Here is a 26355-nt window from a genome sequence, read left to right as displayed (position 1 = left end):
GACAGGCTCCACCGCTTACGGGATGCTGTTCGTATGCGGGATCTTGTGCGGCAACTGGAGGACGTGGCGCGGCTCTTGGACGACGTCGGGTCGTTGCCGCCGCTGTCCATCACCTTCACCTGCGACGGGGACGGGGGCCCATACGTCATTCTTGAAACGCCGAATCAGCTGCCGCTGGCTGACCAGCGGATGGCGGTGGACCAGATCGCGGCCCGTGTGCACGCAGTGCCCAAGGTGGGTGAGGTCCTGATGGGCCGCTACGGCGCGTCGGCCCGCGGGCGGTGGGAAGACACCCTCGTCGTCGCCGTCACGAACGCGGCTCCCCATGTCCCCGGAATGCCGGCTCTCCCAGAGCGCACGACGACCACCCAGGAGACGGCAGGCGCGCTGAGAGCGCTGACCGCGTGGGCCGGGACGACGGAATCTCATATGGACGAACTGGTGGTCACCGACCAAAGCCGCTCCCACACTGTGCACGTGATAACCGAAAACGATCACGCGGCGCACAGCCTGCTCGAGGGCCTGATCCCCGACACGGAGTCCCGCTGGCACCGGCCCGGCCGCCGCTATCGGGCACTGCTGCCCACCGGTCACTCGTTGTCCGTCACCGTCGATCCGATCCGGTAGCTGCACGAGCCGTCGGTCAGGCGGGTGTCCGCCGTGTGCCGCTGATCCCCGGTCCGCGACACTGTCCCCCTCGAACGGTGGGCCCGGATAATTGGCTGATCTTGAGCAGCCGCTTCCCTTCACAGAGCGGACCAGTGTCCCGAAGGCGAGGACCTACCGTGCCTTGCCGAGGTGCACAGCCGGGATCGACGCCAGGTCGATGGCCTCGACCTCGACCAGAAGGTGCTCCCCTAGGCCCGGGGGGAGCTGAGCGTCCACCCACTGGTGGACCCACCCGGCCAGCCACCGCTCGTCCGTTCCGGCCTCCACGCCTCCGTCCAGCCGTTCCAGGTCCTTGTCCCACAGCGGACCTTCCGCGCGCTCCAGAGCAGCAGCCGTCGTGCGCAGCCGCGCCGAGGCATCCTCAGTGAGCACGTCGAGCGGGGCGACGACCTCAATCCGGATGCGGTAATCATGCCGGTGCCGGCCCCGCCCGCAGGGGTGGTTCCTGAACTGCGCCGGCAGGGTGTGATGCGCGGGGACCTCGATCAGGTGGACGGAGGTCACGTGCCCGGAGCGCGCGGGGGTCTGCCGACCGGCCGTGGTGCGGGACAGGTAGGCGAGGAACTCCTGACGGACATACCGCTGCGGGACGTCGTCCCACCGGCTGTCCATGGGCGGGACATCTCCGCGCCATAGGCCGCTTCTCGCATCGTGCTCCCGCAGAGCGGTCGCTGTGGCGCGGGCGTTGTCCTGCTGCTCGGCAGAGGCATAGTCGGCGAACGCGAGGACGATCCGGTCGAGCAACGCGGCGCGCACCAGCAGCAGTTCACGGCTCAGGGCCGGATGCATATCCCCGATGATCTGCTGAACCCGATGGTGTGCCTTGAGAGATTCGGCCGCCCGACGGTGGGCATCGAGCGAGAGGCCGCCCACTGGCTGCGCCAGGGCCGGTACACCGCTTTCGTTCACCGGATACGGAAGAGACTCGAGGCGCTCAATCGCCTGCTGCAGATCGGGGATGGTGCGCAGTCGCTCACCGACCGTCTCACCGTGTGACGCATGAGTCCGGATCACGCGGTTTGTCAGCGCGGTCACCGCACCTTGCACAGCGAGCCCGTCCGGGTCCTTGGGAGTGAGGATGACCTCGAGGAGTTCAGGCGCCTGTGGCCAGATGACGTTGTCCTCGGGGACAGCCTGTCGCAGGACGTCCCGGTCCGGATGGGTGACGAGTTCGATCATCGGCTGGAGTGGAACCTGGAGCAGGCGGGCACCATCCGGAGCATCCAGTCCCTCTTTGATCGCCGTCGCGTGCAGCGCGGCCGCCAGCACCGCGGTGACGACCGAGGTCAGCTCGTCCTGGTCGGCACCGAGGTCCTCTTCAGCCTCGGCCCAGGCGTTGGCCGAGAGGATGAAATGCCACCGGATCAGGGCCTGTGCCCAGGCAATGCTGCCAACCCACGAAGAGGGGAATCGGGCCTTCTCTATCTGCTGCAAGAGATCGTCGTCCACCGGCTCACGCTATCGGCACACCGGACCTCGGATTACCAAGTTATCCGGACTCGACTGTCTCGGCCCGATGCGTCCACAACTTCCCTGACGTCATCCCCACCCACAGACCGGAATCTGCGCACGATCCGCACTGATCAGCAACGGACCGTATTCTTCCTGGCTGATCGGCGGCCAGCAACGGAGCAACGGTCCGAGGGCTGCGAAGAGTGGGCACTGCGCTGCCATGGGCAGCGTGCTGCGTGTCCCGGCACCCGTCGCTGAATTACAGCCCGCGGTCCGGCGCGGGAGGCAGGTCCGGCCAGGTGGTGAGTTCGAAGTCCCTCAGGTGCACGGTGTAGCGGTGCCCGTCCTCGATCAGGTCAAGGCGCTCCGGCGGCAGCGGCACGTTGGCCTTGGGAGCAGGGCGCGACCGGTTCACCTCTGCGGCCCGCTCGATCCACGCGGCGACCTCCCCCGCGAAGTCGTTGATGTCAGCGCTGTCGCGCCGCGGAGGCGGCGGGGCCTGCGGGGCATGCCGCGCCCTGTCGCGCTGACGCCACCACGACAGCCAGGCGTACAGCAGCGACGGAAACAGCTCCACCGGCGCGTCGGGCGTCTCGCTCGTCATGGTGAGAAGAACGCCGTCTCGGCTGTACCGCCCCCCGAAGATCGACGAGCGCAGCCCCACACGACAAGTCCGCCCGTCGATCAGGGCGCCTGCGGTGTTCACCGCGACCAGGCTTACGCTTGCCATCATCCGGTCCACGACGAGTTCCGGCGCCTCGTCCCCGCGAACACGTACGGCGACCGCCGACGACGTCAGTGCCCAGCGCTCGAAAGCGGCAGTCCTGCTCCGGTCCTCGGACGTGCCGGTGTCGACGGCGGTGAGGAACATGGTCAGCAGCGTGTCGTCCGGGTCGGGCGCGGGAGCTGGGTCATGCCGGCTCAGGTGGAAGACCGGCGCGGACTCCGTCTCTGCATCTCCTGGGTCCGCGGTGATGCGAGCGTCGATGCGGGCGGCGACGCCGCCGCCCCAGAGCCGACCGGACTGTTGCTCCAGCTGCACCGCAACGCCTCCTGTAGTTCGCCGACCCGCTGCGGCAGGTCGATGTCCGCCCGGCTTCCGCCGATCACGGGTGGGAAGCCGCGTGGGGTATCCCCTGTCTCCATCATCCAGCCCAGGAGGGGGCGGGGGGTCAACGGTTCACCGGGGCTGTCCAGTTCCGGCCTGAGTAGGGGACGAGGGCGTCGTGCACCTGATCGAGATGCGGCGCGACGGCGAGGGCCGCGCTGATCGCGGTCTCCTCGTGCGGCCAGCCCTTGAGGAGAAAGCCGCCGAAGTCGAGATCCATGCCCAGCGCGCTCTCCCGCTCCTCCGCGGAGAGCCGGCGGCCCTCCTGGCGGGAGGCGAGGTGTGCGGTCCAGGACGGTTGCAGATCGAGGAGCGGCTTCAGCAAGCGCCGCGTGCGGTCCACGAGTTCACTGACCTCTGGGGACGGGGTACACGCGAGGAAGGCGCCCAGCGCCTCGTCGATCTCCTGGCTGTGCGCGAGCAGCGGGCCGGTGATGGTGTGGGGGGTGCCAGCGGGGTCGGTCTGGAACGGTCGGGGTTGTTTGCTCCACGCCGACGTCCAGGCCATGTAGCCGGTGTTGACCGCGATGGCCCACTGAGCACGGTGGGCTGCCTGCCGTATGTCCCCACCGCGTCGTTTGCCGAGCCGCCAGCCCATCGTCGCCGCCCCCTCCTGATGTCCGTCGCCTGTGCAGCGTACGCCGGGTCACGCCTCCTGCGGGCCCTGCCCGGGCGGAGTCATCCGGCCGACCAGCTCGTACCAGCGCTCGATCGGGCAGACGATGGTCGCGGCCCGGTCGGAGGACATCCGCAGCATGACCTCGTCGCCGCCGGGCAGGAGGGCGACCTCGAGGTGGTCGACCTCGCGCGTCCCCCAGGGGTAGTACCAGTCCAGGCCACTGTCGTCCTTGAAGGTCGCGACGACCTCGGCGGCGACGGCTGCCGCGAACGCCTCCTGGGCGGCCTTCGGGATGCGCACGGTGGCCATTTCGGGTTCAGGAAGGTCAGGCACGTCGTGTGTCGTCCTTTCGTCGTCGGAACTTAGGGTGGGCCCCCGCCTCGGTCCGTCATGTCCTGTCGGCCGGCATCCCCCGCGTGCGTCGGCCGGCGCCGGGGCTTTAGGGGCGGATCGACTGGGCCTCCTCGGTGAGGTCGAGGAGGACATCGAGGTGGGTGCCGATCACGTTTTGGGCGGCGAGGCGGTCCTGGTCGTTCTGGAGTGCCGACAGGGTGCATCCGGCGCCGAGCGCGTGCAGCTCGGTGTTCAGTCGGTTGGCTGCCTCCGTGGCCTTCGGCAAGCCGAGGCCCTGGACGCGGGGCAGCTCTTCGTCGAGGGCCGTCAAGGCCAGCGCGAGATCGGACCGGGCCTTCTGGTGACGGTCGGCCTCACCGGTGTGGGCCGTGTGCCAGGCGCGGCCGGCGGCGTTGCGCGCCGCGAGGGCCGCACCGGTGAACGCGAGGAGGGGCTCACTGCGCGCGGCAGCTGCTCGCAGGCGGCCGCGCCGGGTGACCGGGTAGGCAAGCTCCAGGTCGGTGACGACGTGGGCGGTGGCCCACAGCAGCGCCAGCAGCACGAGACCCACCGCCGCCGCGAGGCGGAGGGACAGCCCGGTTCCGGCGAGCACCGCGGTCAGGACGATCCCGCAGGCCGCCAGTACGGATATCTGCCACGCGCGACCGGTTCTGGTCAGCACCTCCGGCTCCTCCCCCTACAGTTCACGGCCCCGCGGGCGGTGCCGCATCGCTCCGGGTGCGTTCCGCGAATTCACGTCAGACCAGGACGGTAACAGCGCCCCGAATGGAGCGGTTTACGCTCTCGTGTATCTGCCGCGTCACTGATGAGTGTGCGTGGAGCCGCGTGGGTCACACGGGGTTTCTCGCCGCGGAGCTGCGCCTTCATGCGGGGGGTGCTCGAGGTTCTGGACGACGGGCAGATTGTGTGCGGATGTCGTGGGCTGAGTATGGCTGATGATGGGGATGCTGGGCATGGCGCCGACCGTGGTTCATCTGTCCTTTCCTGAACCGTCGTTGACGGCTGGAAGGGCCTGCGGGCGGCGCCTACGCTGTGATCTGCTGAGACGAGAGAAGGCCGTGCATCCGCATTCCGGGCGGGGCGGGCGAAGGAGGGGGCCCGATGGGCACGCACCAGCACGGGTCGGTGGAATTGCCCAGGGTTGCGACGGACACGGATTCCGAAGGGCGGGCGGTCAACGAGGAGGCTCTCGGCGCGTTGATGGGCGCCGTGCTCAAGAACTGCGAGTGCGTGGCCGAGCATCTGGATGAGGTCGCCGCCGACACGGGCTGCCTCGTGCGGCTGGTGACGTTCTCCCGGCTGACGGCTTTGCGCGTGTATCGCGGCGAGCTGCCCGGCTACATGACCGATGGCGACGACAGGTTGAGCGCCTCCTCCCCCGAGTTGAAGCGCCTGGTGCGGGCCGTGACCGCCGGTGAGCCGCTGGTCGAGCTGTGCGAGCAGATGACGCCCGCGGAGCGGCGGGCTGCGGCCGAAGACGCGCTCGACGCGTTGATGGGCCATCTCCCCCTTGTGGAGGGCCTGGATGAGACGGAGACGCTGGCCGAGCTGTGCTGCCAAGTCGGTGCGGTGGTGATCGGCTGGTCGTCCCAGGCGGCGCCGATGGCCGAGCGGGAGCTGACCGAGGCGTGGCAGCAGTACCAGTTCGGCCAGCGTGAGGCCGGGCTGAGAGGCACCGGCGCCGACGCGGTGGCACTACTCCTCGGCGCGGTCCTCCACCATCAGGCCCGCACCGACGAAGTCACGACCGACAGGATCCGGGAACTCGTCTTCACCCGCGCGCTGCCGGTACTGAAGGACCCGGAGCGGTCCGAGGAGATTCTGCGCGTTTTCGTGGCACCGCCGGAGACGGACCCCTTCATCGCGCCGATCAAGCGGCTCGCCCGCCGCGACCGTGCCTTCCTTGCCGACCTGTGCAGTCACGCCCGGCACCTGCTTGCGCTGCATGTCGAGCACTGCCCGTACGGGCTGCGTGAGAGCGGCCACGAGTGCACCGTTGAGCACCGGCTGGAGGCGATCAGCGGCGGCAGCCAGACCCCGGTGTCCACCCCTGCTCCGGGTGCGCTGGGAGAAGGACGCCGTGTCGTACTGCCCCGGATCGGCTACCGCGAGGACCGGCCGACCGAAGGCGCCCCCGAGGGCTACCCCGATGATCACGTCTGGCACATCAACGTCGACCGGATCCTGCTGACACGGTGGGACGCCGGCATCGCCCGGTGGAACGAGAGCATCTCCGAGGACTCCTCCATCAGCGGCACCCCTCCCTACGACCACGAGACGGGCCTGGAGCAGTTCGCCTGCCCGGCCTGCAAGAACCAGGAGTCCTTCCTGGTCGAGGGGCGCTGGGGCGACCCGCTCACGCTGCACTGCAGCTGCGGCGTCACGATCATGTCCCCCGTCGACGGGGCCCCGGACGACCTGGGCCACTGCCTCCTCCAGAGGCTCATCCTGTGCGAAGCCGACCCCGCCTACGCCGCCCGCCGGCTCATGCCCCCGCTCGCTGAACTCCAAGAGCGTGAGCAGAACCGTCGCTCCTTCCGTTCCTATCTGGGTCCCGAGTCCGATACGGTCGCGCTCGCCGAGGCGATCGACCTGGAGCAGGACGATCTCGCACAGGCCCTGGCAGCGGGCCTGCGCCCGCGGCTGCCCGAGCGGCACGGCGGTAACGCCCTCACACTCCTCCTCCTCGAGATCACCTACGCGCTCTCGGCCCCCGCGGTCCGGGACAGCGACGACGGCCAGCGGCTGGCGCGGGCGGTCCACGCGTTCCTGGCCGACCTGAAGCAGGAGAGTGACCGGTGGGCGCCGAGCCGCCAGCCTGTCCCGGACCGGCTGCAGCTGTGGCGGGACGAAGGCGGGCCGCAGGTGTTGCAGGACGCGTGGGAGCGCACGGTCGAGGTCGCCGGCAGCCGCTTCGAGCAGTACCAGGTGCGCGACGGAAGGCTGAGCGACGGCTGCGCCGCCCTCACTCTCGCCCTCTACCTCCTGGCCCGCGAGGGGGAGAACAGCGTCGAGCAGATCAGCCGGGACGAGGTCCTCGCCCTGATGGGGCTCGAGGGCACGGGCGTCACAGCCGACGCGGCTGCCGAGACGACGCGCCGCTGGGGCGCGCGGCTTCAGGCCCTCGGCCACGACCTCAATGCGGGCGACGACCCGGTCGCCCGGATGTGGCAGCATCTGCGCACCGACGTACACGTCGACTCCTACAGCGACAAGCAACAGCCCGCTCTGCTGGTGGGCCTCACCGCAGTCCTGGGCCCGCATTCCGTCTACAACATCCGTTTCTGAGACCTGGCCTCACGGCGCCGCCGACCCGAGAAGACCGGAGGAGAAGGTGACCGCAGAGACGACCACGTCACCCAGCACCTGGGAGGCTGCGGTGAGCCGCGCGACGGTGGTCGCCGACCGCGAGCGGCCCGGCGGGATGAACGAAGACTGCTGGGACGACGTCGCCATCCGCGACATCATCACGGTGGTGGTCCTGTACGCGCTGCACGTGCGCCACGAGACGCCGGTCAACGAGGTGCCGTGGTCGAAAGTCCTGTGGTGGCTGTGGGACGACGAGCACGTCATCCACCTCGTGGAAGACACGTTCCCGGATGCAGGCCAGGCCCTCACCACACCGGTTGACGAGCTGTCGGATCCGCTGCTCGCGCGATGGCGGTGGCTGAACCGGCCGTGGGGCCCCGAAGCCCCCATTCGGCGCCGCAACGTGCCGCCCCCGCCCTGGGAGGCCCTGATGCAGCGGGGACGCAACGCGGCGGACGGACCCCTGCCAGAGCCGCGGTGGGAAGGGATGAGCCGCGGGATCGCGGAGGCTCTGCCGGACCCCGCCCTGGTTATGAACAGTTCGGGTGTCTCACGACCCTCGCTGTCTCATCAGAGCGGTGGGTTCGGACTTGATCGCGTGCGGTGGCCCGCTTCCCTGCGTGTCTCACAAGTCGCCGATAAGCGTTACTCGTTCGAGACCGTATGGAGGCTCGCAGCATGACTGAGGAGCGTCCCGTGGCCTGGGCACAGGCGGTTCAACGCGCCGACGAGATCGCGGCACTCGGACATCATCCGGCGGACTCGTGGGATGGGCGTGCGATTCGCGGCGTGCTCGCGGTGGCTCTCTCGGGCCTGGCCAAGCGGCAGGAACGCCCCGTTGAAGAAGTGGACATCGGGAGCGTGCTGTGGCACCTCGCCCAGGGGCCCGCGATGGTGTACGAGCTCGGCGACGAGTTGAGGTTGGCAGCAGAGGAGACTCGCGCCGAGTGGGCTTGGCTGACCCGCCCGTGGCCGAAGGAGCCCTCGCTGGCCAACAGCGACGGGATGCCGCGCGGCATCGGCCGCGGTTCGCCGCTTCCTGCAGTCGACGTGGTGACGCTCTGGGCCGGTTCGGCTGCGCGGGCGGCGCTTGCCGCCGAGCGGCCGGCAGGCTTGGCGCCACGCACGCGGGTACAGGTAATCGGCGGCGAGGACGAGGGACGGAACGGTGAGGTCGTCGCTCCGGCCTGGCTGATGGACGACGAGAACCGCACTGTGATGCCAGGGCCTCCCCCTGGGTACGAGGTGGTCCTCACGATCCCGGGGCAGGTGGAGGCGCGGCGCACAGTGATGTCCACCGTGGAAGGTGACATCAGGATTGAGGCCCCGGGCCCGCACGGCGAGCGGGTGATCATTCGGGCCGAGGACCTGAAACCCGAGGAACCTGTCCCCGCCGCTCAGTGATCGTCGCCCCAGAACTCGGCGAGTCGGTCAAGTTCACGACCATGCTGCTCGGTGAGAAGGACGTCCCCGATCGTGCTGCCGCGCTCCCAGTACGGGCCATCAGGCTGGGCGTCGGGATGGCGAGGCCCGGTGTGCCGCGCATGGGTTCTCCGGGCAATGGTGTCCACGACGGTGAGGGCGGTCGTTCGGACCCGGTCCCACAGCAGCCGGTCATCAGGATGGGAAGCCAGGGCGACGCGCATCAACAGCGCCCGCGAGGAGCCCCCTTGGTCTTCGATGTCGGGGCTGAGCTCGAGCGCGTTGTACGCCGACCGTCGCAGCGTGCCGGTTACGCCCTCCTCGTGCGGAGCAGCGATCGGCACGAACACCGCGTCGGGGAAGGACAGGTCCAGTCCCAGGATCCGCTCGTGCAGGGCCGCCGCGATCAGGAAGGACACCAGGGGCCGGTCCGCCCCGGCGTACAGGGCGGTCTCCTCCTCGGAGAACTTGAAGAGTTGGCCGTGGCGATCCTGCTCCAGCGATTCCACGTGGAGTCCGATCAGCAGGTCCGCCCAGACCAGGGAGCACTCCCACACGCTCTGGGATGACGTCTCGGCCGACGGCGGCTCAGCGGTTGTCATGGGTCATCCCTCTCGCGTCCAGGACGTGGACGACAAGGCGTCGTCCCGTGCTGATCCACCCTATGGAGCCGCGGTCGGCAAGCCGACGTGCGGCCGAGGTTGCCTTGGCGAACCTCGGCGTACGCGCCGCTGGATTTGCCGGAAGGCTCTACGGGTTGAGCATGCTGGTTGCGCCGATGATGGTGGACGACCAGCCCCTCCGGGAGAACGTGGCCGCTCCGTCGGGGGTGATGGTCACCTTGGCGCCGTGGATGGGGAGGTCGCCGTCGACGACGAGCCAGGTGCGGATGCGGTCGAGTTGGTCCCACAGCCGGCGGGGCCCGCCCTGGTGCACGGTCGGGGAGTCCTTGCGTCCGGTAGCTGTGGCGCGGGCCCAGGAGCCGTCGGCGTGAAGCATGTAGATGGTGCGGGTGCCGTCGTGCGCGGTGTGTTGGCGGTGGTCGATGCCGGGCATTTCGAGTTCGAGGGTGGAGCGTAGGTCCCAGGTGTCGGGTACGTACGTCAGCGGGTAGCGGCCGGTGGTGATGCTCTCGCCGTCGGCGTGCTGGACGGTCTGCCACAGCGGCGGGTTCTCCGGGAAGGTGTCGTCGTAGTCCTCGCCGTGACGCGCGGACATGAACCCGGCGGCCTCGAGTTTGACGTGTCCGACGGCGCCGCCGTCGGGGGTCTTGTCCGCGACGATGACCAGCCCGGTGTCGGCGATGGTGGTCACCAGCCGCCCGTCGGGAGCGAGCGCCTCCAGCCACGAGACGGGCACCGTGGGCACGGCGACGGTGGAGATGATCCGGTCGTAGGTGCCCTCAGGCAGGGCGCCGGTCAGATCGCAGACTTCGACACGCGGATGATGGCCGGCCTCGGCCAGCCGCTTGCGTGCCGCCTGAACGAGATACGGATCGACGTCCACGCTGGTGACCAGCTCCTCGCGGAGGCGAGCGCAGGCCAGAGCGGTGCCGTAGCCGCTCCCGCAGGTCACCAGGAGCCGGGAGGTGTCGGTGATGAACGCGGCCCGGTACATCATCAGCACCAGAGAGGGCAGCGTGGAGGATGACGTGGACCGCCGCTCTCGGCTCCGGGTCAGGGGCTGGCCCGCCTGGGCGTGGTCGGCATGGTGGGGACCGATGCGGGTGACGAGCGTGGTGTCGGCGTAGGCGTCCCGCAGCCACGCATCGGTGTCGCTCGCGCCGTCGCGCAACTCCCACACCGGCTCACCGCCAGCGGTGGCCCTGGTCCACCACCGGGGCACGAACACGTGCCTCGGTGTGGTGGCCAGCGGCTTGAACCAGCGCGACTCGGCCCTCACCACGGTCTTGACGGCCAACTGCTCTGCTGCCGCTTCCCAGTCCTTCAAAGGGTCCTGCCTTTCAGCCCGCAGAGTTCGGGATGACGCTGTCGTCAGCGGGGCCACAGGTTCCGCCGCCGCCCTGACTGTCGTCGTTGGGACCGCAGTCCGGACCACACGGGTCCATGCGGGCGGCCGGGATGCTCGCGGCGACCTGCTGCCACTGCGGAGAGGTGAACACCCGCTCCAGTGTGGCGTCTTGGACCTGTCCGGCGGGCAAGAACCGGGCGAGCACGCAGGGCGTGACGGTGCCGTCCGCGAGCACGGCGGCCGTGCCGGTGGCGCACCGGCCGCACAGCTCGGACGTGGACGGCAGACCCTCGCCCTTGACCGCGTTGCCGACGGCTCGGACTCGGTCGACGTGCACCTCCGTGATGCCGAGTCCTTCCAGCTCTGCGCGGGCCTGTTCGACACGCTGGCCGTCCAGCACGTCCACGATGCCGACCCGAATGCGGATCCCGCGGCGGTGCGCCTCGATGATGTTCGCGCGGGTCTCGGCGTGGGAGCCCTCGCGCCCCGTGACTTCGTCGTGTCCCTCGTCCGTGTCGGCGTAGTAGGACGTCGCCAGGGAGACACCGGGCCGCTCGAAGAGCGTCCAGTGGTCACGGCGGACGCGGAACAGGTTGGAAAACACCTCCACCTTGAGCCCTTCGCCGAGGGCGTGTTCCACGATCTCGACGAAGCCCGGGTGGAGCGTGGCTTCCCCGCCGATCAGCTGGATCTTCTTGACGCCGAGTGCGGCGGCCTCGGTGATGATCCGCTTCCAATCGGCGGCGGACATGACGCCGTGCCCCTGGGTCGGGCCCGCCTGGACGAAGCAGAGCGAGGGACACGTCAGCTGACAGCGACGGGTGATCTCCAACTCGAGGAAGGTGGGGACAAGGGGCTTGGTGGGGGCCTCGGGTGCGATCGTCACGAGCCGTTCCCTTCGGTTGTGTTTCACGGTGGGCCGGCCGCCCCTTCTCAGGAAGGGGGACGGCCTGATTTGTGGCGCTTCTACTCGGACAGCAGGCCCTCGGCGGTCTTGGCGAGCAGCTCGGCGCTGGCGCGGCTGTCGTGGGTCAGGACCAGGGCGCGGCGCGGCAGCAGGGCGAGCCGGTCCGCGAGGTCGGTGGCCGGGGCCACCTTGTCGGGCGCGAGGCGGAAGATGTCCGGGTAGCGGTCCTCGGTCTTGCTGGTGAAGAAGTCCTCTTCCTCCAGCGCGCGCGGCGCCGGGACGAGCTGGGGCTCAGCGTCCGTCTCGACGCGGGGGAAGAGCAGCGCGGTGGCGCGGGCCTGGGGCGCGAGCGTCATGCCGAGGATCGAGGAGAGCTGGTCGGGGAAGAACTGCGGCTTGAGTTCCTTGCCCTTGGCGTTCCAGATCGGCTTGGTGCTGCCGGCGTGCAGGGCGTCGGTGACGCGCTGGTCCTGGGTGGGGTGCATCTGCTCGCCGTCCAGGACTCGGGCGCGCAGCGGTTCGTACAGGCCGGTGGACTCGAGCAGGCCGAAGCCGATCGCGGCGGCCGACGGCCACGGCAGGATCCGCAGTCCTCCGTCCTCGGGACGGATGAACACCCGGTCGTTGGCAAGGAGGTCGTACCCCTCGCGGGCGAGCAGGAGGGCCGTGGTGGTCTTGCCGGCGCCCTTGGGCCCGAAGGTGAGGAGCGCGCGGCCGTCGCGGGCGACGCAGGAAGCGTGCAGGATGTGGAACCCGGCACGCAGCAGCTGGCCTCTGATGAGTTCGCGGGCCAGACGGGACGCGGCGACGGCGACCGGCTCCGCGTGGGCGCCGACGATGACAAGCCGACTGGTGGCCGGGTCGTAGTGGTAGGCGAGGCGTTCGGCGGGCTGGATCGCGTAGATCACGCCGTCCTCGTGCCGGGCGACCAGAGTGCGGGCGTTCGCGTAGTCGACTTCATCGTGCTCGTAGTCGCCGACCAGGGTCTCGGTGTCCATCAGACGGTCGCTGTCGACGTCGGCCAGGAGCAGGGCACCGCCCTCGGCGATGCTGCCGCCGGGCGCGGCCGGGGCGTTCACGGCGGTGGCGTTCCACCAGCCGCCGAAGTAGCGCAGGGCCCAGTCGGTGATGTCCTTGGTGTCGCTGACGACCGTGACGGTCGCCTCGTCGGCGTGGATTCGGGTGGCGCTCAGCACGCGGTCGCTCCTTGACGGGTCTGCTGATAGGCGGAGTCGAGCTTGGTACGGGCGGCGGTGAACTGCCGCTGTTCATCAGGATCGAGGTCGGGCAGGGCCACAGTCGGGCGGCCCGCGGAGAACTGCAACGGGATTCCGAGCCACACGCCGTCGTGGTTAACGGAGAGCACTTCGGTGCCGTCGCTGATGCCGAGCGTCTTGCGCAGCGCGCCGAGCACGGCGCCGGCCGGACCGCAGCGGGTGCGGCCGATCCCGGCGTTGATCTGGCGCGGCCGTGCCGCCAGCTGGGCCCGGACGTACTCCGACGGCACTTCGGCCGTGCGGCCGTTGACCGTGGTGGTCGAGGCACAGATGACCGCGCCGTCGCCGTGCTCGCCGATCACCCAACCGCGTACGGCGGCGGGCGGGACCCGGTGGTGGGCGGCGAGGGCGAGCCGGTAGCGGGCCGAGTCGGCACTGGACCCGATGCCGTACACCCGCGCGGCCGGGCCGACCGTGGTCGCGAAGACGCGGGCCAGGACGTCGACCGGGTTGGTCACCACGATGACGTGCCCACCAAACCCGGCTACTTCCTGTGCCAGGGAGCGGATCAACGGGGCGTTGGCGGCCAGTCCCGCCATCCGGATGTCGCTGGTGGCAGTGTTCGTGAACGAGGCGCGCGGGCACACGACGATGGCGTCGGCCGCGGGCATCGCGGCGACCGGGGCGATCTCCGCTCGTACGGAGGACCGGGTGATCTCCCGCATGTCCTCAAGATCGGTGACAAGCCCGGTCGCGGACTCCTGGGTGCGGGAGGCGATCATGAGGCGGGCGCACCAGCGTTCCCGGACCAGGAGCGCGGCCACGCTCTGCCCGACCGCGCCGGCGCCGATCAGCCCGACCGTGAACCCGCTCATCGCGTCCTGCCTTCGCCGCGTGGCTCAGGGCCAGGCGCCAGGAAGCCGCGGGATCGGCGTCGGCCATCAGCAGGGCACTGACCCGGTCCAGCAGCGTGCACACCGCCTCGACGCGTTCGATGACGGCCCCGGCGTGCTCGGGAAGCGGCAGACCGGCCGGGGCGGACAGGTAGGTCGTCATGATGTTGGTGGTGTCCATCAGCCACGTCACCAGCAGCTTCCGCAGGTACAGCCCGCCCATGGCACGACGCATCGGCCGCAGCTGTTCCTGGACGAAGCCGTCGATGCCCGCGAGGGTCGCCGTCGTCCCGTCCGGCGGGGGCATTGCGATCAGGCAGAGAACGGTGCGGGAGACGAGCTTGGCGGCATCCGCGTGCGCCGGCCCGCGCTGCAGGCCCGGGTCGATGAACACCGGAGGCCCGTCGGGGCCGTCGGGGAAGAACACGTGCTCGGGCTTGAGGTCGCCGTACAGGACCTGGGCGGGCCCGAGCGCGGGAGCGAGGCGGAGCCGCAGAAGCCTCGCGATGACCTGTCGCACGACGATCGCGACCGCGTGCTGGGTCCGCTCCTCCAGGCGGGCTGTGCCGAGCTGATCGAGGTAGGTCCGGCCGGAGATTCCGTGGAACTTGCGGCGGAACGTCGCGTCGATGCCGCGCTCGTTGATCGCGGCCCGGTCGGCCTGCTCAGCCACGATGGGACGCTGGAGAACCTCCAGGGACCTCAGCGTCCGGCCGAGTAACTCGCCGGTCCGCTCGGGTGATTTGAAGACCAGGTCGGCCAGTGTCGGCCCAGTGATCGGCTCGGTGAACAGCACCCCGCCGGCGCATCCGGCCGCCCGCGCGACGGCCAGGCCGCCCGCGGCCAGGGCGTCGAGCTGGGCGGCTTCCCGCTGGAGCAGCGCCGTGGGCGAGGCGGCGTACGCGGTCTGCTCCGCCGCCACCTTCTCCCAGCTGCCGCAGGAGCCGCGCATCACCGAAACGAGCGAGGCACCGAGCAGGCTGTACTTGGCGAACAGGGGTCGGCCGGCCACCTCGATCTGCTGGACGTACCCCGTGACGCTCGGCGCGAGCGCCCCGAGGACCGTCGCCTGGCCCGGCCACAGCGAGAACGCGGCGTCCTGTATCTGGGCGGAGCAGAAGTCGGACAGGTCGGCGGCGTCCACGATGGTCGTCACCGGCCCTCCCGGGAGCTGCTCGGTCCGCTCAGATGTTCCCTCGCCCGGTCGATCTGCACGGCGAGGACCGCGAACGCGTCCGGGGTGATGAGGCTGGTGTCCACGGGGGTGCCGTCGAGCCAGTGCACGGTGATCGGCCACAGGAACTCCTGCTTCTCGGGGCGTCGTATGTCCTTCTGCTGGGGGCGTGCTGGGCGGACGTTGGTGCCGGCCCTGCGCCGGGAGGAGCGGGCGCCCGTCGGCCTCGGGGGATGCCAGGCGGACGCCTCACCGGCGGCCAGGGCCGGAGCTCATTCGGGTGGAGCGGTGTCGTCGGCCATCGCGGCGGACCCCGGCGGCGCAGTCGCAGCCACGGTCGCGTGGTCAGTCAGGACGTGGCCGAGCAGCAGCGCGGCGGGAACGTGCAGCGCGACCCAGAGAGCCGTGAGGGCACTGTCCCCGCCGAGGGCATTCACCCGCAGACGGGCGGCGACGGCGGACACCGGGTGCCTGCTCACGGCGCACCGTCCTCGCCCGAGGCGAACCCGCTGGGCGGCCTGGCCGCCTCGTCGAGGAAGAACCCGTCCTCGGCATCGTCCGTGCACGGCGCGAGGTTGTCCCGCAAGGCCGGCCACGGGTCGCCGCCGCCCTCCGGGCACAGGTGGTACACGTTGGCGCCGGTGTCCTCGGGCAGGGCCACCACGACGCCGGTGCGGCGGGCCGCGGAGTCGTGGGCGAGGTCGCCGAGCAGAGGAGTCCACGTCGGTCGACTCTCAGGTAACTCCACAGTAGGGAGCGCCTGTTGGGGTGTGCGACTTCCCGTCATGCAACTGACGGTAGGGGCGCGGTTACCGGCGAATATGAATCAGGGGAATACCGCCTGGTCATCGAGGTGAAAACGGCTGGACATGCCCCTCAGCTTCTCGCGCGTGGCGACGCGTTCGGCGTAGACGATCTTGCGGAGGGTGGCTCGGGCGATGGGGTGGTTGCGTACGAGCTGCGGGGCGATGCGCTCGGCCTCCTCCAGCTCGGTGAGCGCCTGGTCCCGGTTGCCGTCCCAGAGCCACGCCCGTGCCAGGTCCATGTGGTGGTGACCGCGGCGGGACTTGGGCAGCGGCGCCAAGTGGGCGGGGTTGGCACGGCGGTTGAGGTCGAGTGCCTTCGTCTGGTCGCCCGCTTCGAGGGCGACACTGACTCGGTGGATCTGGACGTTGCCGGTGGAGAAGGTCAGCGAGTGCCGGTCGTAGACGGGCGGGCCGGCCAGCGCGTCCATCCGGTCGCTGGCCGCGCGAGCGTGGCGCAGGCGGTCCTCGGCTTCGGCCGTGTTGCCGCCGCGGGCGCAGGAGACAGCGGCCCGCAGCTGGAGTGTGCCCCATACGCGCAGCGCCAGCGGGTCGCCGCGGTCGTACTCGCGCTGCACGCTGTGCAGCGCCTTGTCGGACAGGGCGATCGAGTCCTGCCAGTCGGCTGTCGCCCACATGTCCCACACCCGCATCCAGTCGGCCACGGCGGGCATGAGCGGGTCGCCGGAGAGGTGCGCGGACCATGCGGCCCGCTCGCAGGCCATGGCGATGAGTTCGGGGTGACCGAGGGCGTGGGCGGCGGTGTGGGCGAACTTGCAGCAGACCGCGTACACGGCGAACGCTTCCTCGCGCTCGTGCCCCGAGGAGACCTCGGCCAGTGCCCGGGATTCGCGGAACAGGTCGGGCAGGGCCTTGAGGATCGCGATGTTCGCCGCGGCGTCGCGCAGGCGGTGCAGCCGGGTCATGTCCTGCCAGAGCTCGGCGGACGAGCGCGGGGTGCCGTCGAAGACCGGGGTGAGGTCGTAGCGGCGCAGCTCGCGCACGATGGACGCGGCCGCGGCCTGCCACTGGTTCTCGCCGATCGTTCCGACGTACGGCCGCTCCAGCAGCACGTTGGGGTGGCAGTGCAGCGCGGCCGCGATCTGGTTGATCAGGCCGGCGCTGTCGAGTTCGATCTTGCCTGCCTCGACCTTGGAGACCCAGCCCTGGGTCTTGCCGACCGCGGCGGCGAGATCGGCCTGCGTCATACCGAGATTGAGCCTCTGCCGCTTGATCCTGCGGCCGATCGCCTCCTGCTCCTCGATCTCGTACGGCATCCTCGACCAACCCTCCTGGAACGCAGCCTCTACCGGAACGGTACCCGCGCCGTGGCCTTCCACGAGGGCCAATGCCCGACGAAGGCCCGAGCCGTACGCCCCCGCGAGAGCCCTTGGCAGATCGCGTGCGCAGCCCGTCGCTTGTCCCGGCTGCCAGGCCCGATTGTCAGTGCCGTAGGCGACCATCGTGGGCATGACGACGGACCCCGACCGCACCGCAGAGCGGCAGATCCCCGCCTGGGCCTCCACCGTCGGGCCCGGCTGGGCCGCCCTGCTCGACCAGCTCCACCACGATCTGACCGCTCTCGACCCCGACTACAGGATCGAGGAGTTCACCACGAAGCTCGGCGGCCTCCGCATCACCGTTGCCGATCGCTTTGTGGACGGTGAGTTCGACGGCGAGTTCGCCGACCGTACCGCCGCGCTCACCGATGTCGCCACGATCGCTTCTGAACACACCTGCGAGGACTGCGGCGCCCCGGGCCGCATCCGCTTCCGCGGCGACGGCGCCTTCACATGGATGCGCTGCCTGTGCGACAGCTGCCGCACCCGGCCGCAAGCCGTCGCCACACCGGCCGGAAGCCGTCCGGCGACCTGACCCGGCTGCCGCGAAACGCTCGGGCCGTCACCGTCCTGAGCGGGGGCGGCTGGCCGAATCCGATCGTTGGGAATGCCCGTTCATGACGTCCTGTCAGTGCCGCATGCTGTCATTCCTCGTGCGGATGCCGTGTCCGCAACGGGAGGGGGATCGCCCATGGAGCAACGCGTCCGCAACCGAACCCGGGTACGGGCACCGCGTCGCCCAGCAGCGCCGGGACCAGACGGACGCCTTGGGCGGCGGTGGCCGTCCCTTCGTCACCCGCACGACTGGCTCCGCGATCTCCGCGCCTGCTCCATGCGCCGGGCCCGGATGGTTCGGCAAGGCCCGGTGAAGCAGCGTGGGACGGTCGATCGCGTGCAGCACGTCCGGATGGTGGTGTGGCGGGCGGTGTACCTCGGATCGGGATGGTGCCTGGTCGCGCTGACGGTGTGTGCGCTCGGTCTGCTCGCCGGCCGGTGGACTGGCTGGTGGCCCTCCCCGTACCCGGAGGCGGTCGACCTCGCCGGCGTGCCCATCCTCCTCACGTACGCCGTGTGGATGCAGCAGCGTGTCGACCGCGACAAGTGGAACGCCGCCCGCGGGGACAGCCCTCATCGGGAGACATCGCTCGAGGAGCTCGACGGACTCGGCCACGAGGAGTTCGAGTTCGCCGTACGGGACCTGTTGCGGCGCGACGGCCTGGCAGCGGAGCGCGTCGGCGGGGCCAACGACGACGTGTGCGATGTCCGTGCCGTCGACCTCGATCGCCGGATCTGGGCGGTGCAGTGCAAGCACCGACGCGACGGCACCCGCGGCGACGCCGTCGATGTCCGCGTTGTCCGGGAGCTGAAGGGCGCGGCCGGTGAGGTCCATAAGGCCACGTACGCCGTGATCGTGACCAACGGGAAGTTCACCAGCAAGGCCGTCCCCCAGGCCCGGATGCTCGGCGTCCACCTGGTCGGCCGGAACCTCCTCGCCCAGTGGGCTTCCGGCCGTCCGCTGTGGGAGCTGCTGGAGCATGTCCCGCCGCCGCTGCGGCATTCCGCGGACAGACGCCGCGTGGCCACGTAGGCGGAACCGGCTCCGGGCGGTCTCAGTGAGCAACACACCGGACTCCTGCTCTGACCGGGCGCCCAGGTCCGTCACCCCGCCGCAGACCCACCCGTGACCTCGGAGGCCGACTCGTGGACGCGCTCCCCCGCCATCCCGCGCTCTCCCCCGGCGCCACCTGGCCCACCCTCCAGATGTGGGTCCGCCGGGAGGACGAACACGCCGTCCTGGTCGCGCTCGCTCCTGCCCGCGGGGCCCGGCCCGAAGAGGTACTACTGCCGTGCGACGCCGCACTGCTGATACTGCTCGGGAGAATCGCCCTGGGCAGCAGCCGGGCCGGCCTGTACGCCGCGCACCTGGACGAGGAAGACCCGGACCGGCGGCTGGTGCTGTGCGCGCGGGGCGCGCCCGGCGCGGTCCGGGTCCGCGGCGCGGTCTCCTCGGTGGCCGACACCTTGTACGGGCGGACGCGGGCGGCGATGCTTGCGGCCGGAGCGCTGCGGAGGGCGTCGGGTCGGGATGACGAGGCCGCCCACTGGGGCACGCTGGCCCGCCAGTTGCTGCTCGCGAAGCGGTCGGCCCGCAGGGGGCGCAGCGTGCGAGCGGTGTCAGGCGGCCTGCCGACACTCGGAAGACGCGGATGACATGAAGGACAGACAGTGACGACAAGCATGCCCGCAGCCAGCGACGTCCAGCCCGTCTTCGCCGACGAGGAGCCCCCCGAGACGTACGTGGCCAGCATCTTCCTCGCGGGCCCGTCTCCGCGGACCGCCGAGGTCCCCTCGTGGCGGCCCGAAGCTCTCCGTGAGATCACCATGCAGTGGAGGCAGCCCGGCACGCTCGTGGTGTTCGTCCCCGAGGCCCGGGACGGGGCACGCGGCAGCGACTTCACGGGGCAGCTCGACTGGGAACGCGACAACCGAGGGCGTGCCGACGAGATCCTGTACTGGGTGCCGCGCGCGATGGACACGCTGCCGGGCCTGTCCACGAACGTCGAGTTCGGGGAGGACATGGACGGCGGCCGCGCCGTCCTGGGCTGCCCGGAGCACGCCGTGCACGTGCGCCTTCTCCAGGCACTCGCCGACGACCTGAAGGCGCCCGTCGCGGACACGTTGGCCAAGACGGTCGCCCTCGCTCTGGACCGCATCGGCCCCGGCGCCGCCCGCATCGCCGGACAGCGCGACGTGCCGCTGCTGCTGTGGCGCACCTCCTCTTTCCGCGCATGGCTGGCCGCACAGGAAGAAGCGGGTAACCAGCTGCTCGGCGGCCGGATCGCCTGGACGTTCCGTGTGGGCCCGGCGCGGGCTCACGTGCTGTTCTGGGCGTACGCGGCGCGCGTGTGGGTAGCGGCCGAACAGCGCGAGAAGTCCAACGAAGTTGTGCTCGGCCGCCCGGACCTCTCGACCGTCGTCGCTTTCCGTCCCGCTGCGCAGTGGCTGGACAGCGAAGTCGTTCTGGTCCGGGAGTTCCGCTCTCCCGCCCGCACAGCGGATGGCTTCATCCGTGAACTTCCCGGCGGCTCCGCGCCGAAGACCGGCGACCCACGGCAGGTGGCCGCGGACGAGTTCGCGGAAGAGACCGGACTGCGCCTGGACCCCAGCCGTCTGCACGCGGTGGGAGTCCGCCAGTCGGCGGGCACCGTTTCCGTCCATGTCCAGGCTGTCTACGCCGTCGAACTCAGCGACACCGAGATCGACGAACTCCGCGCCGACCAGGCCGGCCACGGCAACGCCGAGGAGACCGAACGCACGCACGTCGAAGTGGCACGCGTCGCTCACCTCCTGCATCCCGAGGCCCCGGCGGTCGACTGGACCACGCTCGGCATCATCACCCAGGCCCTTCACGGCGTTGCGCCCTGATACTCCGCCCGCCGCCTTGCCGCGATCACGGCGGGACTGAAACGCTGGAGCATCGAGATCACCGCTCGCGCACCCCGCTCTGGAGGTCAGCGCGAGGCACGACGTGGGGGGCATGGCTCGCATGCTGATTGAACAGGCCGAACAACGGCGCCTGACCGAGACGCTCATGGAGGACGCGGCCCTGTGGTCAGCGGACGCGCTCGTGGCGGCGAGCGGAGGCGTGGTGTACGACGCCGAGCGCAGCGCGCAGATCCTCGCGGCCTGGGCCCAGGTCAACGCCGCTGGCACCAATACCTCGGTCCCCCTGTTCTCGAAGCACCCTGACGCCGACGAGCCGTGGGCGAAGCTCGGCGCCGAACTCGCCGCGACCGCCGACCAGGGCGCCGTGGGCCTGCTGGAGCAGGCCGCCCGGCGGTGTGCCACTGAACTGGGTCCGGACGGCCGCGCCAAGCTCCTCGCCCAACTGGCGACCGCGGTGTCCCCGCTGATCCGGCTGGTCGGCGGGCTAGACGAACTGCTCGATGCGGCCGCACTCCACCGCAGGTGCGCGGGCGGCACGGAGGCCGGGTGGGTCGCCGGCGCCACATGGATCGTGGGCGCGCTGACCGAGAACGCCCGGAACACCACCGTGTCGAACCTGGCCTCGGACAGGATCGCGCGCCTGGTCGACGACGGGCATGGCGTCAACCTGTGGCACACCTGGCCTAAGGTCGCCGCCTCGATGATGTCCACCGCGTTCCTGGACGAAATGGACGCTCCCCTCGACCCCGGGCTCCCCCACTACCCCGTCGGGCTCTGGCTGCGCGCCGTGCAGGCCGTCCACACCGGCGACGAGCGCCAGATCGAGAACGCCGTCGCCGAGTTCCGTGATCAGGAGCCCGACAACCAGAGCATGCTGTGCTTCGAGCTCGCCATGGCCATCGCCGCCGTTCGTACCCTTCCCTCCCGACGGACGGCACGGCGTGCCGCCCGTGGCGAAACGAAGGAAGACGAGGCGCTGCGCAGCGCGGTCAGCGCCATCATGGACGAGCTGCCCGCAGACGTCGTCGAGCGCACTGGTCGCATGTACGCGTTCTCCCGTCGCGCGATTCTCGCCTACATCGACCGTGACGCCGAGACACTCGCTGCGGTCATCGACCGGGTCGCCACCTGGGACGACGATCCCGGCCGCACGCCACCCCCGCAGTTCCGCTTCGAGTTCCCCAACCAGCAAGCTCTGGATTTCGCGAACCAGCTTCTGCGCCTGGGCGAGATGGCAGGCGTTCACATCACCAACCGTGAAGCCGCCGACGGCGCCGCCCCCCTGATCGACCGATACGCCCCGAACGAGTACAAACAAGCCGCGCGCGAACTGGTCACAGCGCTCAGGGGTGCCGGCGAGCCGGGGGTCGACTTCAACCAGGCCGTCGCGAACAGTCCTGCCGGGCTCGTGGCGTTCGCCGCGATGGCCGCCGGCTTGACCCAGAACCGCCGGCTCCCGCTCCCCAAGGAGCGCACCCGCCTCAACTTGCTCAACGAGATCCGTGAGAGTGAGGCCAAAGCCCTGCGCGTCCCCGATCGCGAGATCATCACCGTCAGCGACGAGGAGGCGCTTGCCTTCCTCGAACAGCTCTACGGACCCGACTACCCGCTCCCGCGCGATCCCCGCGAACGCACGGTCTGGGAACACGATGTCGTCGCCATCGCAGCACAGCACCTCCTGGAGTGCCCGGCGGACGCCACCACTCCGGAACAGCGGCAAGCCCTCGACGCCCGAATCAAGACGGTCCTCCGGGCAGGAACAACCCCGCAGCGCACCCCTCCCCGGCCGGACCGCAGCAACGTGGTGCGCAACCAGCCCAAGCGCTCTTCGAAGCGTAAGCGGAAGGGCAAGTAGCCCATCGCGGGGTTCCTGCTGGGAGAGCCCGCGCGTTCGTCCGACCACCGTGCGAGCGCGCAGACCGGCGTGCCGGGCAGGTTGTCCGAGCCCTGAGTCCGGCAGGACAGCTGTCAGCTGCACACGGTCACCGCGGCGCGCGAGCGTGTACGAGGCGCTCTGGACCAGGAGGCCGCGCAGCGAGGTGCCGGCCCGGCCGACGCGGCGCAAGTCGGGCTGGTCCGCGGCGGGAGGGACAGCGCCTCGTTGTGCCGACCGGCCCTCCTCGCCAGCACGGCCGCCTGGCGGGCGGCTTCAGCGACCGCGAGGGCATCGTCGGCCGCGTTCGCGAACTGGCGGGCGCGGTCGGCGGCGATCCAGCCGAGGGGGGTTTCGTCGAGTTTGACGAGCATGCGGGTGGCCAGCAGGTAGACCTTGGCCGGCAGCGCGTACTGGTCGGTGTCCCTTCCACTGAGGGCGAGCACGTGGCCGGCGCGGACCAGGAGGGGCAGGCTGACGGTGACTCGGGCGTAGCGGCAGGCATCGAAGTCGGCGAGCGCGCCAGCGAAGGGTCCGGCGAGCGACTGGGGCGGCGGCTCCGCCGGGGCCGCCCCCGAGCAAGGCGTCGCGCAGGCGGGCAACAAGCAGCGAGCCGAGGACGGCCTGCTCCATCCGGCCGGGTGCGGCGGTCCCCGGGAAAGGGGAGGCGAAGGCTGTGGCGGTGGTGGCCGCCAGGACCGTGATCAACGTCCGCCCGTGCACGGGGAGTCACCGTCCTTCGCTGGGGTCGACTGGTGCCCGCAGGAGCTGCTCGATGACACGCTCGTCGCGCAGGTGCGCTGCCACGTGTTGCGTGAGGAGAGTGACGCCGAGGTCGGAGAGGTGGACCCCGTCGCTCCACAGCGTCGCCTGCTCCCGCCCTGACTGGTGCGCGAATTCGCGGGCGACCTGGGTGAACGGTGCCCAGACGTCGATATACGGGATTCCGGCGGCAGCGGCGGTCCGGGCGGCGGCCTGGTTGTAGCGGTCGAGATCGCCGTTCATGGAGTCGACGCTGCCCGGGGAGCCGACCGGACCGAACGGGGTCTCGGAGACGCACAGGACGCGGCGGGCTCGCCCGGTCAGGACGGCGAGGGTGGCGGCGTAATGCTCGGCGTACTCCTGGATGGACACGGCCTCGGCCGTGCGCCCCTGGTGGGCGCGCCAGACGTCGTTGATGCCGCATCCGTAGACCGCAAGGTCGTAGCGCGGGTGCGGTGGCAGTGCGTGGGCGGCCGTGGCGAGGTCACGGGAGGTGGCGCCGCCCTGTCCGCGGTTGTCGCAGATGAAGGAGACGCGGGGGTGGGCGAGCTGGAGCGCCAGGTGGACGTGGTGGACGTAGCCGGTGGAGCGGTGCTCCGTGATCCGGACCGTCTCGCCGACCTGGGCGAGGGTGGCAGGGTCGGTCAGACGGGGACTGTGGGCCTGGCGGTGTTCCATGATCGAGGTGCCGAGCCACAGGATCCGTAAGGACTGCGGGGTGCGGGGCGAGTTCATGAGGAAGAGACCCGGGCGCACGGCACGGTGGGAGCGGCGGCAGGGCGGTACCGGTGATGCAACGGGACCTCCTCCCGGGTGGGCGCGTCGCGGACGCGACAACTCTAGGCCCGCGCGGGGAGTTGGCGCTGAGTCTCCCGCGAGAGCGCTCGAAGGGATGATGCGCTCGCCGACGGACGCCGTGAGCGGGTCGAGCACCGAGGTCGGGCTCCTCACGTGGCCGGGGCGCCTGTCGCGGTCGGCCCCGGTCGGGGCCACTCATCACTCCGTGGCTCATGTCGTGCTGCGGAAGGCGGCGTAGCGTCCGGCCGCGTCCCTCAGTGAAGCGGACCAGGGTCCGGGGTTCTCGTCGGCGATCTCGGTCCAGAGCCTCGCGTTGGCCTGTGCGAAGGCGTTCAGTGCGTCGCGGGGGGCCATGTGCCAGGCCGGCATCCGCGCAGCCCACTGCTCGGCCTGGGCGGGGGTCTGCTTTCCGGTGGCGATGAGCCAGATACAGGCGAGGGCCGGGTCGAGCCAGGGTGCCGCGCGGGTCGCCCAGGCCCAGTCGACCATCACGGCCCGCTCGTGGGCGATCAGCACGTTCTCCGGGTTGAAGTCCGTGTGGGCGAGGTGCTCGCCGGCCAGCGCGGCGCGGTGCCGCGGTTCGGGGATGTAGGCGGCCCAGCGCTTCTCGGCGCGTTTCAGCTCGATGTCCGGCACGGACGTCTCGGCGAGCCGCGTGAGGGCGTCGGCCAGGAGCAGAGGGTCGGGCGAGCCGGCCGAGTAGTCGGCATGACGCCCGTCGGCGACGAACTCGAAGCCGAGGAGATCCCAGCCAGTCTCTCTCACCCGCCACAGCAGGCTCGGAGCCAGGCCGCCGGTGTGCGGGGCGACCGCGGCTTCTCGGCCCTGGGTCCAGGCGCGCGGGTGATCGCTGCGCAGCCCCTTGACGAAGAGCGTTCCACGGGCGGTGTCGAGCCGTACGGCGATCTCGCTGTTGTACCCGCCCGACACGGTCTCGGCCTGGTGGATGGGGCCGGTCGTCGCCTCGATCGCGGCCCGCGTCTTCGCCGGAAGGTCTGACCAGTGCAGGCGAGTGGTGACCATGAAGGTCAGGATGCCAGACCCACCCGTCGCCGACCGGTCCCCAGCGCGAGTCGGTCAGGTGGCTGCAGGCGCATGCGTGTCTGGGCGGGTTGCACCGGTGAGGAAGAACGTGACGGCGTAGAGGAACTTGCCCCGGCTGACTGCCTCGTCGAACAGGGCGACGAACCGGTCGGCCTCATCGACCTCAAGGTGCCCGTGGTCCGCGGCGGTGTGCGCCCACGTCCGGAGCCCCATCACGCGGTCGGCCGCCCGGGGATCCCGTACGACAAGTGTGCGGGGCTCCACGGTGATGTCGGTGAGGCGCCGGTCGGCAAGGAGTCCCGCGTGTCGGTGGGCGAGAGTTCCGTGGCGCAGCATGTGGTCGGCGCGGAAACGCAGAACACGGCGTGCGAGGTCCTGGTCACTGATGTCGAGGACCTGGGTGTCGTAGTCGGCGTCGGCGAGCGCAATGCGTCCACCGGGGCGCACGACGCGAATCATCTCGTCGAGTACCGCGTGGGGGTCGTCGACGTGCTGGAGAACGCGGTCGGCCCACGCTCCCGAGAAGCGTCCGGTGCGGAACGGAAGCCGGTGCGCGTCCGCCGTGAGAACCCGGGAGGTGCCCCGGGCCCGGCACTCGCCGGCCATGGTGACGGACCGGTCGACGGCGACCACGTCAACCGCGTAGCGGTCTTCTGCCGCGCGGGCGGCTTCACCGGTCCCGGCCCCGACTTCGAGGAGCCTCTCGCCGGCGCTCGGGCGGAGGAGTTCATGGAGGCGCTTCTTGTAGTCGGCGTAGAACGGCTCGCTGTCCAGGCGGTCCAGTACGCCTACCCATGTCGCCGGTGCGGGCTGTGTATCCACCGCGGTGAAACCGTGTGCGGGACCACTCATGGCATCTCTTCTCGCTCTGGCTCCATGCAGGCCCGGCGACCCGCACCTCTTCCGAGCGGAAGGGAGGGCGGGCGTCGGACCATTCGCAGCGGGGCGGTCCACTGGCTGAACTCCGTCCGTCTACCCACATCAGGGCCCTGTGCCTCGCTAAGGTTCCCCAGAAGTCGCACAGCACCGTCAAGGGGACCCCGCGGACATCGCCGAAGCCCAGAAGCTTGCCTGGGAGAACAAGCTCACCAAGGGCTTCAACACCACTGACATCGCACTTGAGTTCGGCCTGCTCAACGCTGAGGTTGGCGAGGCCTTCACGGCTTGGCGCAAGGGCCTGCCCGACGCCGGCG

The 26355-nt window shown here is 70.5% G+C and carries 26 protein-coding genes and 1 pseudogene; 9 read left to right on the top strand and 18 right to left on the bottom strand.

Features of this window, described 5'->3' with window-relative positions; genetic code table 11:
• The first annotated feature begins 33 nt into the window (after window positions 1–33).
• Window positions 34–627, top strand: a complete 594-nt coding sequence (locus SZN_RS00760) for a hypothetical protein (RefSeq protein ID WP_007490602.1) — start codon at window positions 34–36, stop codon at window positions 625–627.
• 153 nt (window positions 628–780) lie between these two features.
• Here the strand turns inward: SZN_RS00760 and SZN_RS00755 are convergent, their stop codons facing one another.
• The 5 genes from SZN_RS00755 to SZN_RS00735 all read right to left on the bottom strand — a co-directional run bounded on the left by SZN_RS00755 (window position 781) and on the right by SZN_RS00735 (window position 4863).
• Window positions 781–2118: a hypothetical protein gene (locus SZN_RS00755; protein ID WP_007490600.1), complete on the bottom strand. Its 1338-nt coding sequence runs from the start codon at window positions 2116–2118 to the stop codon at window positions 781–783.
• 262 nt (window positions 2119–2380) lie between these two features.
• Window positions 2381–3163 carry a hypothetical protein gene (locus SZN_RS00750; RefSeq protein ID WP_007490598.1) on the bottom strand — a complete coding sequence of 261 codons (783 nt, stop codon included), beginning with the start codon at window positions 3161–3163 and terminating at the stop codon, window positions 2381–2383.
• Between the two features lie 130 nt (window positions 3164–3293).
• Window positions 3294–3827 carry a hypothetical protein gene (locus tag SZN_RS00745; protein WP_007490596.1) on the bottom strand — a complete coding sequence of 178 codons (534 nt, stop codon included), beginning with the start codon at window positions 3825–3827 and terminating at the stop codon, window positions 3294–3296.
• 48 nt (window positions 3828–3875) lie between these two features.
• The gene (locus SZN_RS00740) at window positions 3876–4181 is read right to left on the bottom strand and encodes a hypothetical protein (RefSeq protein ID WP_063741715.1); all 306 of its coding nucleotides are present in this window, start codon (window positions 4179–4181) and stop codon (window positions 3876–3878) included.
• Window positions 4182–4287: 106 nt separating this feature from the next.
• Window positions 4288–4863: a hypothetical protein gene (locus SZN_RS00735; protein WP_007490592.1), complete on the bottom strand. Its 576-nt coding sequence runs from the start codon at window positions 4861–4863 to the stop codon at window positions 4288–4290.
• 440 nt (window positions 4864–5303) lie between these two features.
• Between SZN_RS00735 and SZN_RS00730 the strand changes: the two genes are divergently transcribed.
• The 3 genes from SZN_RS00730 to SZN_RS00720 are packed head-to-tail and all read left to right on the top strand — an operon-like array spanning window position 5304 to window position 8915.
• Window positions 5304–7490: a hypothetical protein gene (locus SZN_RS00730; RefSeq protein WP_139063501.1), complete on the top strand. Its 2187-nt coding sequence runs from the start codon at window positions 5304–5306 to the stop codon at window positions 7488–7490.
• Between the two features lie 46 nt (window positions 7491–7536).
• Complete coding sequence (locus tag SZN_RS00725) at window positions 7537–8193, top strand: hypothetical protein (RefSeq protein WP_007490587.1); 657 nt, start codon at window positions 7537–7539, stop codon at window positions 8191–8193.
• On the top strand, window positions 8190–8915 hold the full coding sequence (locus SZN_RS00720; RefSeq protein ID WP_007490585.1) for a hypothetical protein: 726 nt from the start codon (window positions 8190–8192) through the stop codon (window positions 8913–8915). Before SZN_RS00725 ends, SZN_RS00720 begins: the two co-directional genes overlap by 4 nt.
• Here the strand turns inward: SZN_RS00720 and SZN_RS00715 are convergent.
• The 9 genes and pseudogenes from SZN_RS00715 to SZN_RS00675 all read right to left on the bottom strand — a co-directional run bounded on the left by SZN_RS00715 (window position 8909) and on the right by SZN_RS00675 (window position 17175).
• Window positions 8909–9535: a hypothetical protein gene (locus tag SZN_RS00715; RefSeq protein ID WP_007490583.1), complete on the bottom strand. Its 627-nt coding sequence runs from the start codon at window positions 9533–9535 to the stop codon at window positions 8909–8911. The two genes, SZN_RS00720 and SZN_RS00715, sit on opposite strands and share 7 nt — an antisense overlap.
• 148 nt (window positions 9536–9683) lie before the next feature.
• Entirely contained in the window at window positions 9684–10883 is a 1200-nt protein-coding gene (locus SZN_RS00710) for a methyltransferase domain-containing protein (protein WP_043727135.1), read from the bottom strand.
• Between the two features lie 13 nt (window positions 10884–10896).
• Window positions 10897–11790, bottom strand: a complete 894-nt coding sequence (locus tag SZN_RS00705; RefSeq protein WP_007490579.1) for a radical SAM/SPASM domain-containing protein — start codon at window positions 11788–11790, stop codon at window positions 10897–10899.
• Between the two features lie 80 nt (window positions 11791–11870).
• Entirely contained in the window at window positions 11871–13007 is a 1137-nt protein-coding gene (locus tag SZN_RS42190) for a phosphoenolpyruvate carboxykinase (ATP) (protein WP_007490578.1), read from the bottom strand.
• Window positions 13001–13903, bottom strand: coding sequence for a lactate/malate family dehydrogenase (locus tag SZN_RS00695; protein ID WP_007490576.1), 903 nt, complete (start codon window positions 13901–13903; stop codon window positions 13001–13003). The genes SZN_RS42190 and SZN_RS00695 overlap by 7 nt, the downstream gene beginning before the upstream one ends.
• 364 nt (window positions 13904–14267) lie before the next feature.
• Window positions 14268–14873 (bottom strand): annotated as a pseudogene (locus SZN_RS43315) (phosphotransferase); the annotation flags it as partial.
• Window positions 14874–15367: 494 nt separating this feature from the next.
• Complete coding sequence (locus SZN_RS41205) at window positions 15368–15574, bottom strand: hypothetical protein (protein ID WP_007490572.1); 207 nt, start codon at window positions 15572–15574, stop codon at window positions 15368–15370.
• Window positions 15571–15843, bottom strand: a complete 273-nt coding sequence (locus tag SZN_RS41200; protein ID WP_167546270.1) for a hypothetical protein — start codon at window positions 15841–15843, stop codon at window positions 15571–15573. Before SZN_RS41200 ends, SZN_RS41205 begins: the two co-directional genes overlap by 4 nt.
• A 78-nt stretch (window positions 15844–15921) precedes the next feature.
• Window positions 15922–17175: a helix-turn-helix domain-containing protein gene (locus SZN_RS00675; protein ID WP_007490568.1), complete on the bottom strand. Its 1254-nt coding sequence runs from the start codon at window positions 17173–17175 to the stop codon at window positions 15922–15924.
• A gap of 193 nt (window positions 17176–17368) precedes the next feature.
• Between SZN_RS00675 and SZN_RS00670 the strand changes: the two genes are divergently transcribed.
• The 5 genes from SZN_RS00670 (at window position 17369) to SZN_RS37485 (ending at window position 22540) form a co-directional block, all read left to right on the top strand.
• Entirely contained in the window at window positions 17369–17773 is a 405-nt protein-coding gene (locus SZN_RS00670) for a hypothetical protein (protein WP_007490566.1), read from the top strand.
• A 357-nt stretch (window positions 17774–18130) separates the two neighbouring features.
• Window positions 18131–18826 carry a restriction endonuclease gene (locus SZN_RS00665; RefSeq protein ID WP_007490564.1) on the top strand — a complete coding sequence of 232 codons (696 nt, stop codon included), beginning with the start codon at window positions 18131–18133 and terminating at the stop codon, window positions 18824–18826.
• 113 nt (window positions 18827–18939) lie between these two features.
• Window positions 18940–19449, top strand: coding sequence for a hypothetical protein (locus SZN_RS00660; protein WP_007490562.1), 510 nt, complete (start codon window positions 18940–18942; stop codon window positions 19447–19449).
• Between the two features lie 27 nt (window positions 19450–19476).
• Entirely contained in the window at window positions 19477–20664 is a 1188-nt protein-coding gene (locus tag SZN_RS00655; protein WP_007490559.1) for a nucleoside 2-deoxyribosyltransferase domain-containing protein, read from the top strand.
• A gap of 121 nt (window positions 20665–20785) precedes the next feature.
• The gene (locus tag SZN_RS37485; RefSeq protein ID WP_007490557.1) at window positions 20786–22540 is read left to right on the top strand and encodes a hypothetical protein; all 1755 of its coding nucleotides are present in this window, start codon (window positions 20786–20788) and stop codon (window positions 22538–22540) included.
• Window positions 22541–22653: 113 nt separating this feature from the next.
• Here SZN_RS37485 and SZN_RS00645 read toward each other — a convergent pair whose 3' ends face one another.
• The 4 genes from SZN_RS00645 to SZN_RS00630 all read right to left on the bottom strand — a co-directional run bounded on the left by SZN_RS00645 (window position 22654) and on the right by SZN_RS00630 (window position 26014).
• Window positions 22654–23163, bottom strand: a complete 510-nt coding sequence (locus SZN_RS00645) for a hypothetical protein (RefSeq protein ID WP_007490555.1) — start codon at window positions 23161–23163, stop codon at window positions 22654–22656.
• Window positions 23164–23287: 124 nt separating this feature from the next.
• A complete protein-coding gene (locus tag SZN_RS00640; protein ID WP_007490553.1) occupies window positions 23288–24055 on the bottom strand; it encodes an SGNH/GDSL hydrolase family protein in 768 nt (255 codons plus the stop codon).
• Window positions 24056–24328: 273 nt separating this feature from the next.
• Window positions 24329–25141 (bottom strand): hypothetical protein, encoded by an 813-nt coding sequence (locus tag SZN_RS00635; protein ID WP_007490551.1) that lies wholly within the window; start codon window positions 25139–25141, stop codon window positions 24329–24331.
• A gap of 54 nt (window positions 25142–25195) precedes the next feature.
• Window positions 25196–26014, bottom strand: coding sequence for a methyltransferase domain-containing protein (locus tag SZN_RS00630; protein WP_007490548.1), 819 nt, complete (start codon window positions 26012–26014; stop codon window positions 25196–25198).
• Between the last annotated feature and the right edge of the window lie 341 nt (window positions 26015–26355).

The sequence above is a fragment of the Streptomyces zinciresistens K42 genome (genome assembly GCF_000225525.1).
Lineage (GTDB): Bacteria > Actinomycetota > Actinomycetes > Streptomycetales > Streptomycetaceae > Streptomyces > Streptomyces zinciresistens.
Note: the sequence above shows the minus strand (reverse complement) of the source record. Positions and strands in the feature narration are given on the sequence as shown.

Bases quoted from the DNA above. Each gene is read 5' to 3' on its own strand.
- SZN_RS00760 (WP_007490602.1), top strand. From the start codon at position 34: ATGCGGGATCTTGTGCGGCAACTGGAGGACGTGGCGCGGCTCTTGGAC.
- SZN_RS00745 (WP_007490596.1), bottom strand. From the start codon at position 3,827: ATGGGCTGGCGGCTCGGCAAACGACGCGGTGGGGACATACGGCAGGCA.
- SZN_RS00730 (WP_139063501.1), top strand. From the start codon at position 5,304: ATGGGCACGCACCAGCACGGGTCGGTGGAATTGCCCAGGGTTGCGACG.
- SZN_RS00720 (WP_007490585.1), top strand. From the start codon at position 8,190: ATGACTGAGGAGCGTCCCGTGGCCTGGGCACAGGCGGTTCAACGCGCC.
- SZN_RS00715 (WP_007490583.1), bottom strand. From the start codon at position 9,535: ATGACAACCGCTGAGCCGCCGTCGGCCGAGACGTCATCCCAGAGCGTG.
- SZN_RS00695 (WP_007490576.1), bottom strand. From the start codon at position 13,903: ATGAGCGGGTTCACGGTCGGGCTGATCGGCGCCGGCGCGGTCGGGCAG.
- SZN_RS00675 (WP_007490568.1), bottom strand. From the start codon at position 17,175: ATGCCGTACGAGATCGAGGAGCAGGAGGCGATCGGCCGCAGGATCAAG.
- SZN_RS00670 (WP_007490566.1), top strand. From the start codon at position 17,369: ATGACGACGGACCCCGACCGCACCGCAGAGCGGCAGATCCCCGCCTGG.
- SZN_RS00655 (WP_007490559.1), top strand. From the start codon at position 19,477: ATGCCCGCAGCCAGCGACGTCCAGCCCGTCTTCGCCGACGAGGAGCCC.
- SZN_RS37485 (WP_007490557.1), top strand. From the start codon at position 20,786: ATGCTGATTGAACAGGCCGAACAACGGCGCCTGACCGAGACGCTCATG.
- SZN_RS00640 (WP_007490553.1), bottom strand. From the start codon at position 24,055: ATGAACTCGCCCCGCACCCCGCAGTCCTTACGGATCCTGTGGCTCGGC.
- SZN_RS00635 (WP_007490551.1), bottom strand. From the start codon at position 25,141: ATGGTCACCACTCGCCTGCACTGGTCAGACCTTCCGGCGAAGACGCGG.
- SZN_RS00630 (WP_007490548.1), bottom strand. From the start codon at position 26,014: ATGAGTGGTCCCGCACACGGTTTCACCGCGGTGGATACACAGCCCGCA.